The organism is Sporobacter termitidis DSM 10068, assembly GCF_900130065.1.
GTDB lineage: Bacteria > Bacillota > Clostridia > Oscillospirales > Oscillospiraceae > Sporobacter > Sporobacter termitidis.
The window spans coordinates 286,372-303,382 of sequence record NZ_FQXV01000001.1; the positions used below are offsets into that span (position 1 = coordinate 286,372).

The 17,011-nt window shown below is 58.2% G+C and carries 15 protein-coding genes; 5 read left to right on the forward strand and 10 right to left on the reverse strand.

What is annotated here, in order from left to right; translation table 11 throughout:
* Positions 1 to 94 precede the first annotated feature (94 nt).
* The 7 genes from fdhF to BUB60_RS01395 form a co-directional block, all read right to left on the reverse strand.
* Positions 95 to 2,788 (reverse strand): formate dehydrogenase subunit alpha, encoded by a 2,694-nt coding sequence (fdhF, locus tag BUB60_RS01360; RefSeq protein ID WP_073075840.1) that lies wholly within the window; start codon positions 2,786 to 2,788, stop codon positions 95 to 97.
* 19 nt (positions 2,789 to 2,807) lie between these two features.
* Positions 2,808 to 4,667 (reverse strand): NADH-quinone oxidoreductase subunit NuoF, encoded by a 1,860-nt coding sequence (gene nuoF / locus BUB60_RS01365; protein ID WP_084726156.1) that lies wholly within the window; start codon positions 4,665 to 4,667, stop codon positions 2,808 to 2,810.
* Positions 4,664 to 5,185 (reverse strand): NADH-quinone oxidoreductase subunit NuoE family protein, encoded by a 522-nt coding sequence (locus BUB60_RS01370; protein ID WP_242941112.1) that lies wholly within the window; start codon positions 5,183 to 5,185, stop codon positions 4,664 to 4,666. The genes nuoF and BUB60_RS01370 overlap by 4 nt, the downstream gene beginning before the upstream one ends.
* Positions 5,186 to 5,768: 583 nt before the next feature.
* The gene (locus tag BUB60_RS01375) at positions 5,769 to 6,020 is read right to left on the reverse strand and encodes a zinc ribbon domain-containing protein (protein WP_073075841.1); all 252 of its coding nucleotides are present in this window, start codon (positions 6,018 to 6,020) and stop codon (positions 5,769 to 5,771) included.
* Positions 6,021 to 6,076: 56 nt separating this feature from the next.
* Entirely contained in the window at positions 6,077 to 6,664 is a 588-nt protein-coding gene (locus BUB60_RS01380) for a TetR/AcrR family transcriptional regulator (RefSeq protein WP_073075842.1), read from the reverse strand.
* Between the two features lie 325 nt (positions 6,665 to 6,989).
* Entirely contained in the window at positions 6,990 to 7,598 is a 609-nt protein-coding gene (locus BUB60_RS01390; RefSeq protein ID WP_073075844.1) for a hypothetical protein, read from the reverse strand.
* Between the two features lie 14 nt (positions 7,599 to 7,612).
* A complete protein-coding gene (locus tag BUB60_RS01395) occupies positions 7,613 to 8,179 on the reverse strand; it encodes a TetR/AcrR family transcriptional regulator (protein ID WP_073075845.1) in 567 nt (188 codons plus the stop codon).
* A gap of 203 nt (positions 8,180 to 8,382) precedes the next feature.
* Between BUB60_RS01395 and BUB60_RS01400 the strand changes: the two genes are divergently transcribed.
* The 3 genes from BUB60_RS01400 (at position 8,383) to BUB60_RS01405 (ending at position 10,945) form a co-directional block, all read left to right on the forward strand.
* Positions 8,383 to 9,594: a cupin domain-containing protein gene (locus BUB60_RS01400; protein WP_073075846.1), complete on the forward strand. Its 1,212-nt coding sequence runs from the start codon at positions 8,383 to 8,385 to the stop codon at positions 9,592 to 9,594.
* 128 nt (positions 9,595 to 9,722) lie between these two features.
* Entirely contained in the window at positions 9,723 to 9,995 is a 273-nt protein-coding gene (locus BUB60_RS19460; protein ID WP_084726158.1) for an MFS transporter, read from the forward strand.
* A gap of 38 nt (positions 9,996 to 10,033) precedes the next feature.
* Entirely contained in the window at positions 10,034 to 10,945 is a 912-nt protein-coding gene (locus tag BUB60_RS01405) for an MFS transporter (protein ID WP_341444120.1), read from the forward strand.
* Positions 10,946 to 10,967: 22 nt separating this feature from the next.
* On the opposite strand, the gene BUB60_RS01410 is transcribed toward BUB60_RS01405, so the two are convergent.
* Both BUB60_RS01410 and BUB60_RS01415 read right to left on the reverse strand, forming a co-directional pair.
* Positions 10,968 to 12,266, reverse strand: coding sequence for a DEAD/DEAH box helicase (locus tag BUB60_RS01410; RefSeq protein WP_073075847.1), 1,299 nt, complete (start codon positions 12,264 to 12,266; stop codon positions 10,968 to 10,970).
* Between the two features lie 209 nt (positions 12,267 to 12,475).
* Positions 12,476 to 13,453 carry a ketopantoate reductase family protein gene (locus BUB60_RS01415; RefSeq protein WP_073075848.1) on the reverse strand — a complete coding sequence of 326 codons (978 nt, stop codon included), beginning with the start codon at positions 13,451 to 13,453 and terminating at the stop codon, positions 12,476 to 12,478.
* A 192-nt stretch (positions 13,454 to 13,645) separates the two neighbouring features.
* Between BUB60_RS01415 and BUB60_RS01420 the strand changes: the two genes are divergently transcribed.
* Both BUB60_RS01420 and BUB60_RS01425 read left to right on the forward strand, forming a co-directional pair.
* Complete coding sequence (locus tag BUB60_RS01420) at positions 13,646 to 13,852, forward strand: hypothetical protein (RefSeq protein ID WP_073075849.1); 207 nt, start codon at positions 13,646 to 13,648, stop codon at positions 13,850 to 13,852.
* A gap of 378 nt (positions 13,853 to 14,230) precedes the next feature.
* Entirely contained in the window at positions 14,231 to 15,427 is a 1,197-nt protein-coding gene (locus BUB60_RS01425; RefSeq protein ID WP_242941114.1) for an L-serine ammonia-lyase, iron-sulfur-dependent, subunit alpha, read from the forward strand.
* 225 nt (positions 15,428 to 15,652) lie between these two features.
* On the opposite strand, the gene BUB60_RS01430 is transcribed toward BUB60_RS01425, so the two are convergent.
* Positions 15,653 to 16,948 carry a helix-turn-helix domain-containing protein gene (locus BUB60_RS01430; RefSeq protein WP_073075851.1) on the reverse strand — a complete coding sequence of 432 codons (1,296 nt, stop codon included), beginning with the start codon at positions 16,946 to 16,948 and terminating at the stop codon, positions 15,653 to 15,655.
* Between the last annotated feature and the right edge of the window lie 63 nt (positions 16,949 to 17,011).

A 17,011-nucleotide genomic window follows, 5' to 3' on the forward strand; every position in this document is an offset into this window, starting at 1 on the left:
GCGGCGCCCCCTACAGGATATGCCGGCATATGATGCGGCGTACTTGCAGGGTGCGTCTCCGGCCGTCCGGGCGCTTTGAGACAACCGGCGTATTTTAGAGCTTGGAAATGTTCACGGCGCAGGCTTTGTATTCCGGCGTCATCGTGACGCGGTCGTAAGCCTTGTTCGTCAGCCAGTTGGCGTTGCCTTCGCGGTAATGGAACGCCATCCATACAAGGCCCGGCTGAATCCGCTCGGAAACGCGCGCCGTTACTTCAACAGAGCCGCGCCGCGACCAGACCCTGATCTTCTCGCCGTCTGCGATACCCATGCGGCCGGCGTCGATATCGGAGATGTCGGCGTACTCCTCGGGCAGCAGGTCGTTGAGCCCCTTGGCCCGGCCCGTCTGCGTCCGCGTGTGATAGTGGTAGAGGCGGCGGCCCGTGCTTAAGACGAACGGATACTCCGCGTCGGGCACCTCGGCCGGCGGCGTCCATTCCAGAGGCACCAGGAGGCCTTTGCCTCTTGTGAAATTGCCGTCCTTGTGCAGGATCTGTGTGCCGGGATGGTCCTCGCTGGGGCAGGGCCACTGGATGCCGTCCCCGTCGAGCCTGTAATATTTGACGCCGGCGAACGAGGGGCAGAGCACGGCCAGCTCGTTATCCCAGATTTCCCGGGCGCTGTTGGACGCCCACTCATGGCCGAAGCGCTTAGCGATTTGCTTGAAGATCCACCAGTCGGGCTTTGCCTCGCCCGGCGCGTTCTTGATCTTCCGGACGCGGCTGATGCGCCGCTCGCAGTTTGTATAGGTGCCCTCGTCCTCGCACCAGGAGGCGGCGGGCAGAATGACGTGAGCAAAGCGCGTCGTCTCCGTCATGAAGATATCGGTGCTGACCAGGAATTCCGCTGCGGCCATGCATTTCTCAACATGGGCGATGTCCGGCTCGGCCTGGACAAGGTTTTCGCCGAAGAGGAACAGTCCCCTGATCGTTTTGTCGAGCAGGCCGTCCAGCATCTGGGCGATCATCAGGCCGTTCTTGGCCGGAATGCTGTCCACGCCCCAGGCCTTTGCAAACTTGGCGTTGACGGCCGGATCGGTAAAGCTCTGGTAGCCCGGCAGCACGTTGGGCAGCGCGCCCATGTCGCAGGCGCCCTGAACGTTGTTCTGGCCGCGCAGCGGATTGACGCCGGTGTTTTCCTTGCCGATATTGCCCAGCAGCATCTGCAGGTTGGCCACCGATATAACGTTATCCGTGCCGCAGGTGTGCTCGGTGATGCCCAGGGTGTAGATCAGCATGGCGGGCTTGACGGTGCCGAGCATGCGGGCGATCTCGATGATCGTCTCCTTCGGGACGCCGCTGATCTCCTCGCCTCTTTCGGGCGGATATTTCATCACGCAGGCCTTGAGCTCTTCAAAGTTCTCGCAGTGATCGCGGACAAACTCTTTATCATAGAGGTCCTCGTTGATCAGAACGTTCATGATGGCGTTCAGGAAAGCCACGTCCGAGCCGACCTTCATCTGCGCGAAGATGTCCGCGTAGTCGGCCAGCCGGTGCCGTCTCGGGTCGCAGACGATCAGCTTCGCTCCGTTCCTGGCGCCGTTCTTGACGAAGGTGGAAGCGACCGGATGCGCCTCGGTCATATTCGTGCCGATGCAGAACAGGAGCTTCGTGTTGGCAAACTCCTGGATGGAGTTCGTCATGCCGCCCGTGCCGAAGGATTTCATCAGGCCCGAGACGGTCGGCGCGTGGCAGACGCGCGCGCAGTGGTCGATGTTCGGCGACTGGAAGACGGCGCGCACCAGCTTCTGCATCTGGTAGGAGTTCTCGTTTGTGCTTCTGGCGCAGCTGACGCCCGCCACGGCCTCCGGGCCGTATTTGGCGATGATAGCCTTGAACTTATTCGCCACCAGGTCGAGCGCCTCATCCCAGGAAGCTTCGCGGAAGGTACCGTCCGCCTGCTTGATGAGGGGCGTCGTGAGCCTTTCGTCCGAATAGATGAAGTCGTAGCCGAAACGGCCCTTGACGCACAGGCGGCCGTCGTTGGGCTGCGCGCCCTCCACGCCGGTGACCTTGACGATCTCCTCGCCCTTCATATGCAGGTTCAGCTGGCAGCCGACGCCGCAGTACGGGCAGGTCGTTCTGACCTTTGTCGTTTCCCAGCTCCGCGCCTTGCCCACGGACTTCTTCTCGATGAGCGCGCCCACCGGGCAGCGCTGGACACATTCGCCGCACTGCACGCAGGAGGATTCTCCCATCGGCTTGTCGGTGTCGCAGACGACCACCGTCTCGCTGCCGCGCTGGGCCAAACCCAGTACGTCGTTGTCGACGATCTTGTTGCATGCGATCACGCAGCGCTTGCAGAGGATGCATTTCCGGTTGTCCCGGATGATCATCGGGCTCGAGTCGTCGATACCCGGGTCGTTTTCGCTCTTGAGGATGAACTTGGGCGCCTCGATACCCAGCTCATAAGCGGCGTCCTGCAGCTGGCAGTCGCCGTTCTTTTCACAGGACAGGCAGTTGTGGGCGCCATTGGACAGCATGAGGTTGACGATGGTGCGCCGGGCGCTCAAAACCTTCTCGTTATTGGTGCGGACGACCATGCCTTCGGCCGCCTTCACGGAGCAGGACGGCTGCAGGTTCCGCATGCCCTCCACCTCGACCACGCAGATGCGGCAGGAGAAATTCTCGTGGACGCCCTCCATATAGCACAGGGTCGGAATATGAATGCCGTTGGCCTCGGCGACCTGCAGAACGGTCTGCCCCTCCTGGCCCTGGACTTTCTTGTTGTCTATCGTTAAATTGATCATTACTTAACCCCCATTCAGGTCACCTGGAAATTGCCTTGAAAGGGCACTTTCCAAAGCAGGCGCCGCATTTGATGCACTTTGATTCGTCGATGGAGTAAGGCGTATCCTTGTCTCCGCTGATGGCCGACACAGGGCAGTTCTTCGCGCAGAGACCGCATTTTTTGCAGGCGGCCTTGTCGATGGTATAGCAGGCCAGAGCCTTGCACTTGCCCGTGGGGCATCGCTTGTCGGCGATGTGCATCTCATATTCGTTGCGGAAATTGCGGAGCGTGGAGAGGATCGGGTTGGGCGCCGTCTGCCCCAGGCCGCACAGCGCCGAGGATGTGACGTCCCGGGCCAGGGTCTCCAGCTCGTCGATGTCCTCCATCGTCCCCTCGCCGTCCGTGATCTTCTGAAGAATGGCCAGCATCCGCTTTGTGCCGAGACGGCAGGGCGTGCACTTGCCGCAGGATTCGTCCTGGACGAATTCCATGAAGAATTTCGCCACGTCCACCATGCATTTGTCTTCGTCCATAACGATGAGTCCGCCGGAGCCCATGATGGCGCCGAGCTTCATCAGAGAATCGTAATCCACCGGCGTATCCAGGTTTTCCTTGGTGATGCAGCCGCCGGAGGGCCCGCCGATCTGCGCGGCTTTGAACTCCTTGCCGCCGGGCAGGCCGCCGCCGATCTTATACACGATGTCGCTGAGCTTCATGCCGATAGGCACTTCCACAAGGCCGGTGTTATTGATATCGCCGGCCAGGGCAAAGACCTTTGTGCCCTTGCTCTTTTCGGTGCCGAAGCTGGCGTACCAGCCGCTGCCCTTCAAAATGATGGGCGCGATGTTGGCAAAGGTCTCCACGTTGTTGATAATTGTCGGCTTCTGGAACAGCCCCTTCTGGAACGGGAAGGGCGGCTTTTGCTTCGGCTCGCCGCGCTCGCCCTCAATGGAGGCCATGAGCGCCGTCTCCTCGCCGCACACGAAAGCGCCGGCGCCGATCCGGACCTCGATGTCAAAGTCGAAACCGCTGCCGAGGATATCCTCGCCCAGCAGGCCGAAGTCCCGCGCCTGCTCCAGCGCGGCGTTGAATCTTTCAATGGCCAGCGGATACTCCGCCCTGATATAGGCAAAGCCTCTCTCCGCGCCGATGGCGTACGCGCCGATGAGGATGCCTTCGATGACCGTGTGGGGATCGCCCTCGATGAGGCTGCGGTCCATAAACGCGCCGGGGTCGCCCTCGTCGGCGTTGCAGACGATGTATTTCTCGTCGCTCACGGCCTGCAGGCCCGCATTCCATTTGACGCCCGTGGGGAATCCCGCGCCGCCGCGGCCTCTGAGGCCGGACTTTGTGACCTCGTCGACCACCTGCGCCGGCGTCATGGAGTTCAGCGCCTTCGCGGCGGCCTTATACCCATCGCTGGCGATATACTCCTCGATGGAGCCGTAATCGATGTTGCCGCAGTTGCGCAGGGCGATTTTGATCTGATTTTTAAAGTACTCAATATCCTTCAGGTGCGTCACGCGCTTTTTCAAAGCGGTGTCGTAGTATGTATTGTCTTCTTTCACGGCGCCGCCCGCGAAGTGGCTTTCAACGATCGCCGGAATGTCCGCCGGCGTCAGCTTTGTATAGAAGACTTCCTCCGGCATGACGACCATCACGGGGCCCAGATTGCACGTGCCGATGCAGCCCGTTTCGCTGACCAGCACCTTGTCCTCCAGGTGATTATCCTCGATGGCCTGAAGCAGCGCGTTCTTCACCGCGTGGCAGCCCGCTGAGACGCAGCCGCCGCCGGAACAGACAAGCACCCTGTATTGATAGCGGCGCGTTTCCTCGAGGAAATTCTCCCTGATGCTGTCGAGGTCGGCCGCCGTTTTAACCATTTTTGTTTCAATCATGCTCCAAACTCTCCATTTTTCAGAACTTGCTTGATCTTATTGGAGTCCATCATCTGATACACCACGTTGTCGATAGTGACGGCCGGGGCCAGGCCGCAGGCGCCGATGCACCGCGTGACCTCCAGTGTGAATTTGCCGTCCGGCGTCGTCTCTCCGACGCCGATTCCAAGCTCGTCGGTCAGTGTCTCGAGAATCTCCTTGCCGCCGCGCACGAAGCAGGCGGTACCCATGCAGACCTGAATGGTGTGCTCCCCCTTCGGCACCATGCTGAAGTGGGTATAGAACGATACCACGCCGTGGACCTTCGCGACAGGCATATTGAGCTTCCCGGCGATATACTCCTGGAGCTCCGACGGAATATGGCCGAATATGCCCTGCGCCATATGTAAAATCTGAATCAGGCTGCCTGGCTTCGATTTATAGATCTCGATAACCTGATCCAACCGTTCGTATTTCTGTTCCTCCGTCTCCTGCCCGCACTTGCAGACAGTCTCCCGCTCCTCCGGATTCATGTTCATATTCATCACCTTTACCAAAATTAGTTACGCGTAATTTGCTTAAGTGCACAAAATATTATGGGGCAATTTGATTATACATCCCGCCTATTTGAAAATAAACTATCGTTAACATAAAGACGATTTCGTCACGAATCGCGTTTTATTTTTTCACTTTTCAAAACAATTTGTTTATTACTTCAATAATCTTTTTGTTTTTTTATCATAAGTGTACAAGATATGGTATTCCGGATTTGTTATTGGCACAGTTTTCCGGCGTCAATTGCCACGCGTGCCTTTAGTCATTTTTCACAACATGTGCCTCCTTAGGAAAATGAGGACAGGCCGCTCCTTTGGCGGCCTGTCCTCAGCTTGTCGAAAAACCTGCCTGAAGAAGGCAAAGCCTCGCAGAGTTTGCCGCCGGAGCGGCAAATAAATTCAAAATCGTCACGCAGGAGGACATGCGCCTCCGGAGTGACACTTCTCATGCGGGGCGTGGCTGAGCGCGCCGCATGCACCCCCTTGTCGGATAAAGCCCCACGGGCTTTATCGACAGTCTGAGGGCAGGCCGCTCCTTTGGCGGCCTGCCCTCGCTTATCGCGGGATGCTACGCGTTTGTCCGCATGTCCTTCCAGGCGGGCAGCTTTGACATCAGGCGCACGGCGGTCTCGTGAGCCGCGCCGTGGTCAAGCCCCTGCGTGCGGACCAGGAACTCCGTCATGCCCTCGAGTTTTTCGGGGTACGACTGCATGGTGCCGTCCTCCCGCGCGCAGTAGACGCAGTAATCCTTGCTCTGGTCTCCTCCCGGAAAATCTTCCGCCGCTTTCATCGGCATACCGCAGGCAATGCATGTTTTCATATTCTGATCGTCCTTTCAGTTTTATATTGACGGCGGCCGCCGCCGCCCGGTTTAGCTCACCCGTTCAGCAGCTTAAGAAAGCTCCCCACAAGCGTCGTGCCGTGACGTCGGATCACGTTCCCCTCCGGCGCAAACAGGCCTCCGTTGGCAAGATAATAATGCACCAGCCCCATCCACATGTTGAAGAGCATCGCATCGGGGATGCCGCGCTTCTCTATGCGGCTGGATTCCCTCTCGGCCACGCGGTTGAAATGCAGCGACACGGCGGATTGAATGTCAATCCAGCTGTCCCGCGCCGCCGTCGGCAGCATGCGATTTTCCAGGACGAGCCGCGTGTAAAACGGCTCATATGCCGAGATGGCGCCGAGATGCGCCCGCAGCAGCTCTTCCATACTGCCGCAGCGTTCCGCCAGCGCGTGGGTTTCAAGGGCGATCAGCGCGCCGTAATGCGCCACGACCTCCTCGATAAGCGCCTCCTGGGTATTGAAATGCAGAAAAACCGTCCCGTGGGAGACGCCCGCCGCCGCCGCGATGTCCGCCATGCGCGCGGCCATGATGCCCCGCGATGAAAACACCGCATACGCCGTCTCGATCAGATGTTCCTTTGTCTGCGCCTTTTGCCGCTGCCGTTTAGATTCTGTCATTTTATATGACTCCTAAGTCACTGACTTTATAGTCATCATATCTTATATTTGAGATTTGTCAACACCCAAAAGTAAGCCGCGCCGAAAGGCGCGGTACCCAGCTTGTCAAAAAAACTGCATACAGAGGACAAAGCCTCGCAGAGTTTGCCGCCGGAGCGGCAAATAAATTCAAATTTGTCACGCAGGAGGACATGCGCCTCCGGAGTGACTCTTCTCATGCAGCGCGCGGCTGAGCGCGCTGCATGTACTCTCCTTGTCGATAAAGCCCGGAGGCTTTATCGACAGCTGAGTAGGCCGCGCCGATAGGCGCGGCCTACAGAGAATTCTATACATTCTCTTTCCTTTTAAAATGCACAAATGACAGGATGCAGACCGGGATAAAGTAGGCGCACCAGAATTCGAGGATCAGGGTGCCCATAAGCGCCCCGCCCGCGTTTGCCCCACCGAAAACGCCAAGCATCGGGATCACAACGCAGCTGACCGCGAAGACGCCGTGGGCCAGCAGCAGCCCCTTCAGCCATCTATCGGCCGTCGTTTTGACCTGGACCGCGAAAGCGATGAAAAAGGTCGCCAGCGCCATGAACGCATAGCCCAGCAGGTCGTAGTTGAACATCAGGCCGAAATTCGCGTAATCCAGCAGCAGCGCCGCCTGGCCGGCCAGCGTGCCCATTCTGACGGTGGTGAGCTGGGCGAAATACACGAGCATGATAAGGACAGCATAGACGGACGCAAACGCTACCGCCGTTTTGCTCACCGCCGACGTCTCGCGCCCGCCGAAGGCGGCGAAAGCGCACACCAGAGGGACAAAGCCCCATGCGATAAACATGCTGGCCAGGAAGCTCACAAACGAGCTGCCGAACGCCATGCCGAGCGCGAACGCGGCGACGGCGGCCAGCGTCACGAGCGCGGCGAGCATCCCTGTTTTCTTGTTCATATCTTTCATTCCTTTCACATAAGCCGGTTTACAATAAGGTCGATCATCGCGTCTCTCTGTGTCTTGTCGTTAAAATCATATCCGAACAGCGCCCCGCTCAGCTCCCGGCGCAGGAATATGCCTTGGAGAACGGACGTGACGGCGAACATCAAAAGCGCTTTATCGCGCTCCGGGAAATCAAGGCCCTGTAAGGACAGCAGCAGCCCCCGCACGGTTTTCATGGTGTTGTCTCCGGCCTCCGGCGACTTAAAATCCCCCAGGATGGAAATCTGCGACACGGCGGGATTGGCGGCCAGAAAATCGGCGACATTCTTGACGACAGCCGCCAGATACGCCGCGCCCTTCAGCCCCGGGCCGACATCCGGCTTAAAGCCGGCGATAAAGCTGCCGATAAGCTGCTGCACGCAGAGCTCGATCAGGTGCTCCTTCGTTTGAAAGTGATAATTGATAAGCCCCACGCCGACGTTTGCCCTTTCGGCAATAGCCCGCACTGTAATCGTCTCGATGCTGCCGGCGCTCTCGCCGATCAATTCGGCGGCCGCCCTGAGTATTTTCTCCCTGGTATCCTCTCTGCTTTTCAAAACACCCTCCATGCTGAACGACGTTCTGAACAACGTTCAATACCATTATACCAACCGCCACCTGTTTGTCAACAGAAAAAACGGCTGTTTCCTCCGCCGGGTGCAGTTTACAATTTAACGAACAAATCAACATTTTTTTCAATATGATATGGCGATGCGGAACTCGCTCTGAGTGAAGCTTAATATATCTTTGGAGAAACAACATGTACTTCGATTTTCAAAGCGCGCGGCGTAATTTCAGCTATATACCGGAGCCCATCCGTAACGGTTGGGGCGCCACCGACCCCGGCCCGCGCGATATTCTTCGTGACCTGGAAAATCCGGATATGCTGGTCCCGCCGGCAACAGACGCGGGACTCATGCCGAATCTTAAATTTTCTTTTTCCGACACCAGCATGGTACTGAAGCCGGGCGGCTGGTCCCGCGAAATCACCGCGAGGGAAATGCCGGCGCTGAAGACGCTGGCAGCCGTCAATATGCGCCTGACGCCGGGCGGGGTGCGCGAAGTCCACTGGCACGAAGCCTCCGAATGGTCGCTCGTGCTCACGGGCAGCGCCCGCGTCACCGCCGTCGACCAGCAGGGGCGCAACTTCATCGGGGATATCCATCCCGGAGACCTCTGGTACTTCCCTCCCCGCGTTTCCCACGCCCTGCAGGGAATGGCGGACGGCTGCGAGTTTATCCTGCTGTTTGACGACGGCGATTTTTCAGACCTGAATACCCTGTCGCTGAGCGATCTGTTTGCCCATTATCCAAGGGAGGTGCTCTCCATGAATTTTGGGGTTCCGGCCAGCGAATTCAGGACCTTCCCGTCAGGGCAGGTTTATATATACCAAGGCACCGTACCAGGCCCGCTGGAGGAGGAAGCCGTCCGTTCCCCGTTCGGGCCGGTGCCGCAAACCTTCAAGCATGAGCTGATGGCCCAGGACCCCATCGCCACCGCGGGCGGCAGCGTCCGTATTGCGGACACCGCAAACTTCCACGTGGCCAAAACAACGGCCGCGGCGCTTGTAGAGATCAAGCCCGGCGCCATGCGTGAGATCCACTGGCACAACAATAACGATGAATTCCAATATTACCTGACCGGTCAGGGACGCATGACGGTTTTCGGGGAAAACGGCAGGGCCCGCACCTTCAATTACCGCGCGGGCGATGTGGGTTATATCCCTGTCGGCTACGTACATTATGTCCAGAACACCGGAAACGACACGCTGTGGTTCCTGGAGGCATTCAGGAGCGAGCACTTTGAGAGCATTTCTCTCAACCAGACCATGGCGCTGACGCCCCGCAGCATTGTCGGGAGCAACCTGCGCGCCGGCCCGCAATTTCTGGACGCGCTGCGCGCCGCGAACTGTCCCGTTATCCCCTGCGTCTCCGACAACGCCTATCAGGCGGATGCCGGGGGGATGAAATAGCGGCCTGAAATAAAAACCGTTTGCAAAATCAAATTTGCCACGCTATAATCAAAGCGCAACGCGCCGTGTTTCACGTAAGTCCAGTTGAAACACGGCGCGTTGCTATTTTTATTTTCAGGTGGGCGACGATGGATAAGACAAAACATAAGCTCTGGACAAAGGATTTTATTTTAGCCACCCTCTCGGGACTTTTTGCGGCGCTGGTGTTTTACATCACAATGACGACCCTTGCCGACTACGCCGCCAAAGCCTTCGGCGCTGGTGAAAGCATCGCGGGCCTGACGGCGGGCATCTTCGTGCTGGGCGGCGTGCTCGGGCGGATTTTCTGCGGCCGGTATCTTGAAACCGTCGGCCGGAGACGGCTGGTGCTGGCCGGCGGTGCCGCGCGTTCTTCCTCCTGAGCCTGCCCTATCTGCTCCCTATCGGGCTTGCGCCGCTGCTGGCCGTCCGCTTTTTGCACGGGGCGGCCTTCGGCGTTGTCCACAGCGCTCTGTCCACGGTCGTGGTCGACCTGATTCCTCCGGACAGGCGCGGCGAGGGCATCGGTTTTTTCTCGCTGAATTTCACCGTCGCCACGGCGCTGGGGCCGCTGGCCGGCATGTTTATCGTACAGCATTTTACATATACAGCACTGTTTGCCGTCTGCGCGGCGGCGGCGCTCTTAAGCCTTCTCCTGGCGGCCTTCGTCAAAATAGAAAAGCCTGTCTTCAGCGAGGAGCAGCTCGTCCAGCTTAAGAAAAAGCCGCTTGGGGATATCTTTGAGCGGCGCGCGCTCCCGCTGTCGCTGGTCGTTATTTTCATGAGCCTGTGCTACACCGGCGTCACTGCCTTCCTTAGCTCTTATACGGTGCAGCTTCATCAGGCGAGCACCGCGTCGCTGTTCTTTATCGTATACGCCGCCGCCATCCTGATCTGCAGGCCTCTGGCCGGAAAGCTGCTGGATAAAAGGGGCGACAATATCGTCATGTACCCGGCTGTCGTGTTTTACGCGCTGAGCCTTCTGGCGCTGGCCTTCGCGCGCGGGGGCACCATGTTTATTCTGGCCGCCGTCCTCATGGCGCTCGGCTACGGCAATATTCTGAACATGGGGCAGACCATCGCGGTAAAATCCGTAGACCGCCACAAGGTCGGCAGCGCAACGTCGACGTACTTCGTTTTCTCGGATATCGGGCTGGGGCTGGGGCCGGTGCTTCTGGGCCTGATCGCCGGCGCCGGCGGCTTTGCCGCCATGTATCTCGCCGAAGCCGCCGTCGTCGCTCTCGGCGTCCCGCTGTATGGCCTCCTGCACGGCAGGCGCGCCCGCCGCGCCCAGGCCGGTATCTCACAAACTGAAAACAGCCCGGAGCATTAAAGGCTCCGCGCTGCTTTTACCTCTACACGTTTTTACCGGGCCCCCGGTCCGAAGGATTGCGCCTGTTGCCGTGGTACCTGCCCCTGTAGCCGGAGCCGGAGCTTTTTCCGCCGTTTGGGTTCCCGGAATGATGGGTCCTTCTGCCTCGGGGCGGCGCGTCCAGCTGCCTATCCTCCGGCGTCTCATCCTGCAGGATATACGGATGCTCGGAGACGACCTCCAGCCTTTTGCCCGTCAGCCTTTCAATGCCGTCCAGGCTCTTGATTTCCAGCAGGTCACAGAACGAGATGGCCGTGCCGCCGTGTCCCGCCCTGCCCGTGCGCCCGATCCGGTGCACGTAATCCTCCGGAGACTCCGGCAGGTCAAAATTGACGACGTGGGACAGCTCCACGATGTCGATGCCCCTGGCCACGATGTCTGTGGCCACAAGGACGCGGGACTTGCCCTCTTTGAACTTGCTCAGGGCCATCTGCCGCACCGACTGGGACTTGTCGGCGTGGATGACCTCGCAGGTCTCGCCGGCCCGGCGCAGCGCTTCCGTCAGCCTGTTGGCGCCGTGCTTCGTCCTGGTGAATACAAGGGCGGAGACAATATCCTCCGTTTTAAGCAGATGGGCCAGCAGCTTTGTCTTATTGCTTTTGTTGACGTAGTACAGCTTCTGCTCAATGGTGTCCACAGTGGAAGACACGGGTGTGACGGCCACCTTGACGGGATCTTTTAATATCCTTTTCGTCAGCTTTTCGATCTCGGCCGGCATCGTCGCGGAAAACAGCATGGTCTGCCTTTTTTCGGGCAGCCTGGCGATGATCCTCTCCACGTCGCGCAGAAAGCCCATGTCCAGCATACGGTCCGCCTCGTCCAGGACGAAATAGCTGATATGGCGCAGGTCGACATGCTTTTGATCCAGCAGGTCGATGAGCCGCCCCGGCGTCGCCGTCAGGATGTCCACGCCGCTCTGCAGCGCCTGGACCTGGGGATTTTGCGACACGCCGCCAAAAATCACCGTGTTCTTCAGGCCGACAAATTCGCCGTAGGCCGAAAAGCTGGCGGCGATCTGTGTGGCAAGCTCCCGGGTCGGCGTCAATACCAGCGCCTTCGGGGCGGTGCCCTTTCGGAGCGCTTTCTCCGCGTACAGCTTCTGCAGGATGGGCACGGCGAAGGACGCCGTCTTTCCCGTCCCCGTCTGGGCGCAGCCGAGAATGTCCCGGCCGTCCAGCAGCGGCGGAATAGCCTCCTCCTGGATCGGGGTCGGTTCGGTATATCCGGCCTTGTCCAGGGCTTTTAAAATCGGTTCTATAATTTTCAGACTCTCAAATGTCATGAATGTGATTTTCTCCTTCTTATCTTCAGCAAAGTGCGCTGGACAGCCGGCATCTCATGCGCACTGTCCAAGATAAAAGGGCGGTCACCCTAAAAAGAGCTCTCCACCCAAATTACAGTTGCTTGATTTATTCAACTGTTTTAATCATACTATGAATGGGACGTTTTGTAAACCAATTATTCAAAATTTCGGACGTTTGCTCCGTTTTGCTACGACTCCGGGACATATTTCAGGTCGTATGTATCTTCCAGAATCCGCGTCATGCGCCAGATCGTTTCGTTATAAGGCGCGGGGACGCCCAGCTTCTGCCCTTCCCTGTAGACCGCTCCGTTCAAAAAGTCGACCTCCGTCCTGTTTCCGCGGCTGACGTCGTGGATGGCCGAGGTATAGTGCCGCTCCGTCACCGGCCCCTTCGGGATGGACGGCAGGCCGTGATGCGTCCAGTAATCCTCGGCGTCCATCGGGATACCTTTTGCGGTGGCCACCGCACAGACCTCCCTGCCGATGTGCTTATACAGCTCGGTGCCCATCTCGTGGCTGATAAAATCCTGCGGCGCGATCTGCAAAATGGCGCAGGGGCAGTTGAAGACGGCGTTATTATAGAGCTTATCCCAGATGATCGCCTCAATATTTTCGTCCAGCCGCGCGATAAAGCCGCCGGCGGTAAAAATATCGACGAGCCGCCGGTATGTATCAAAACGCCGCGTCTCCTTACCCAGCGGATAGAAGAAAGCCCCGGCCGGACTGTCGGGGAATCTGTCCCGGCCGAAAATTTTACCCGGCGCGTAGAGGGTGGCCGACGATTTCAGGATGCCGTGCCCGATGTTTTCCTCGGGCAGCAGCCGCTTTAACAGGTCCGCGTTGCCGATGCCGTTCTGCAGCGTGAGGACCACCGTGCCGTCCCCGAACAGGGCCTTGTTATTTTGAACGGACGATGTGGTGTTGATGCCCTTGACGAGCAGGATGACCACATCGCAAACGCCCACGTCTTCCGCCCGGATCGTCGCCCCGTCCACCCGGACCGTCTCCGGCGCGTGCCCCTCGATCTCCATAAAAAGGCCGTTTTCCGAAACGGCTTTCATGTGAGCCTCATATGGATCGACAAAATATACCTCGCCGCCGCCCTTTTTGAGATACGCCCCTACCATCGCGCCCATCGCCCCGGCGCCCAGAATCGCGATTTTCATGTCACGCCCTCCTGTCCCGTTCATGTGATTTATTGCCCGTTTAAGGACATTTTACCACAAAATGGCGATAAAATGAAATAATCAATTTCACGAAGCCCCGCACAAAGCGCGCCCCCCACGTTCTAGTGCTGTAGGGTGCCGGGAGGCGGGTATTGAGCCGTACGAGGGATTCGACAGGAAAACAGGCTTGTATTGGATGAAAAAAGACTTCTATTTGATGTTTTGGGGCTGATATTGATTAAAAACGCCTTGTTAAGCTTTGAAAAGGGGCTGGAGTGGGGCGATATTTTCCTTGATATGTTACGAGAGCATGAAGTGTTTCGCACTCGAAAAGCGGTCAAATCGTTGCGGTTACAGGATAATCGATTTTTGAAAATCTCAATTTGTGCTATATTATAATTATTTTTTTCTGCGTTGCCTTTTGCGTATGGGTTCTTTAGCTTCATTATAGCACGGATATCCCTTATTTTGCGTAATATGATGACCGGGTGAACACCCTCCCGGCGCGGAGCAAGATTCACTCCTTCCGGCGCTGCGCGCCCCTTCCCCTAGGGGGAAAGCCTGGATTCCCGCCTTCGCGGGAATGACAAGCCTGCAGGAAGTCTTACGGGGTCCGGGGCGGAGCCCCGCAAAAACGGGTCATAGGGCGCAGCCCTATACCTTACTTTGGGCGGGCGGGCGGGAATTTTGATGTAGGCGATCGGTAATTAATAATGTATAATAATGCTAAGCTCACAAATACGCGGGAAAGAAAACGAGGGCGCCATGAAATCCATAATGGAACTATATAAAATCGGCAGCGGGCCGTCCAGCTCCCACACGATGGGGCCGGAAAAAGCCGCGCGGATATTTAAAGGCGAGCACACGGACGCCGAAAAATTCAAAGCCGTGCTTTACGGCTCTCTGGCAAAGACCGGCAAGGGACATATGACCGACACCGCGATACTCCGGGCGCTGTCACCGACGCCGGCGGACGTGGCGTTTGTCCCCGAGCCGGAGTTTGTCCTGACTCATCCCAACACCATGGACTTTTTCGCCTATACCGGCGGCCGTGAAACGGGCTCGATGCGCGTTCTGAGCGTCGGCGGCGGCGATATCGTCATCGAAGGCCGGCAGATTCTGGAGCAGCCGGAGGTCTATCCCGAAAACACGTTTTCGGAAATCAGCCGTCTGTGCAAGGCCGGCAACATCCGCCTGAGCGAGTATATAGAGCGCTGCGAGGGCCGGAAAATCTGGGACTATCTCTATATCGTCTGGGAGGCGATGAAGCGCTCCATCGTGGACGGGCTCTCCGTCACCGGGACGCTGGAGGGCGGGCTGGGCGTGGAGCGCAAGGCGCAGTTTCTGTACAACCAGCGGCATATTGACGAGAGCCCGGAGACCAGGGAAAACCGGACCGTCTGCGCCTACGCCTTCGCAGTCAGCGAGCAGAACGCCGCCGGGGGCACCGTCGTCACGGCGCCCACCTGCGGCTCCAGCGGCGTTGTGCCGGCGGCGCTGCGGTATATGCAGGAGAAGAAGCATTTTACGGACGAGCAGATCGTCCGGGCGCTGGCCGCAGGCGGTCTCATCGGCAATCTGGTCAAGCAGAACGCCTCCATCAGCGGCGCGGAATGCGGCTGCCAGGCGGAGGTCGGCACCGGCTGCGCGATGGCCTCCGCCGCGCTGGCGGAGCTGTTCGAGATGGGCATCGACCAGATAGAATACGCCGCCGAGGTGGCGCTGGAGCATCATCTCGGCCTGACGTGCGATCCCATCGGGGGCCTCGTCCAGATCCCCTGCATCGAGCGCAACGCCGTGGCCGCCATGCGCGCCATCAACGCGCTGAGCCTTGCCAATTTTCTGTCGAACACCCGTAAAATCTCCTTCGACCTCGTTGTCCAGACCATGGATGAAACAGGCCGCGATATCTCCAGCCGCTACCGCGAGACGGCCGAAGGCGGCCTTGCCAAGCTCTACAGGATCGGCAGCTGAAAACTCATATGCAGCAAAAAAGCTTCGCAGAATTCCCGCCGCGCACGGCGGGAACAAGATGGAATCCGTCATTTCCGGCGGCGTGTAGTCGGCAATGACACTTATCGTGTAGGCCACGGCTGAGTGGCCTGCACGCTGCCTTTTGTCGGATAAAGCCCTCCGGGCTTTATCCGACAGTCTGAAAGGGCCGACCGCAAGGTCGGCCCTTTGTCATCGTTTCGGGGTTCAGATCAGCCTGTCAATCTCTGTTTTGTGCCGGACGATGAACTTCAGCATTTTCCGATTTGTGTCGCCGAGGGGCCGCAATTCCTCACGGCCTTCCAGGTATACGGCAAAAACCATCTGTATCGACAGGATCACGGGGAAAATGGCCTGCTTTTCCTCCGTCGTCAGCCTGTTCTCCCTGTCATAACCGCGCAGGATGCCGCCTAGCACGTCGAGCCACTTTTCATAGTTCTCCTCATCCGTTTCGCTTAAGAGCCCCGTCGAGCAGTAACAGACGTCCCACAACCGGATGTTGACCTCGCCCATGTCGAAATTGATAAAGCCGCTGACCGCACCATCCGAAAACAGGATATTGCCGGGGTGGGGGTTCCGGTGGACGAGCTGCCGCGGCAGCTTGCCGTACAGGCGCCCAAAACCGTCGAGGTAATCTCTGAAAAAGCGCTCGTCAAGCCCCATGTTCCACTGGACGTTCTGCTGCCGGAAATTCGGCAGCGCCCAATCGGTGACGATCCGGTACAGGTCAACGTCGTCCGGTGAGACATCGTTTTGCACCTCCTTCAGCGCCCTATGCAGCCGCGCGATGCCGGCGCCGTATTCTTCACCGACCGCGGTCCGGCGGTCGCCGAATCTTTCGGGCTTGGACAGCGGGCTGCCCTGGAGCCTGTGCGTCAGGATGAAGACCTCGCGGCCGTCCAGATAGGCGCCGCCCGCTGTCGTCGGCACCGGCAGTGCGGAAGCAAAACCCTGGCAGTCAAGCGCTTCGGCGATTTTAATGTCCTTCAGCAGCTTCTCACGATCACCCGTTCTCAGCACATAGCCGCCGACGGTCCAGTCGCTGCCAGACGGTTTCGCGCCGTCCGGGATACAGATATCCTCAATCGGCAGATTTTTTTCAATATCCCAGTTTTCGAGGATTTTTCGAAGTTCTTTTTCGGTATACATTGTTGCCACCTCTGGTATTTTTGGTGTGTGTTTTCCGTAAATCGCGATAAACTTTTTCGGAGAGCAGCCATACATTTTCATAAAAGCCTTGTAAAACCCCGCATACGTGTCAAAACCGTATTCCATGACGACCTCGATGGCTTTCCTGCCGACGGCGATCTCGCTCAGCGCATGGTCCAGCCGGCGCTTGAGGATATAGGACGCCACGGATGCGTCCATCACCGACGAGAACAAGCGGTAGTAATGAAACGTGGAATAATTGGCCATCCGGGCCAGCTCCTCAGCGGTGATGTCCGTCTTGAGATTGCGTTCGATGTAATCAAGGCTTCCTTTGATGATATCCGGTATCTGCATGGCGCTCCTCCTCCGTACGGTGGCCCCAGTATAGCGCATGTCACCCACGAAAACATTTCCTGC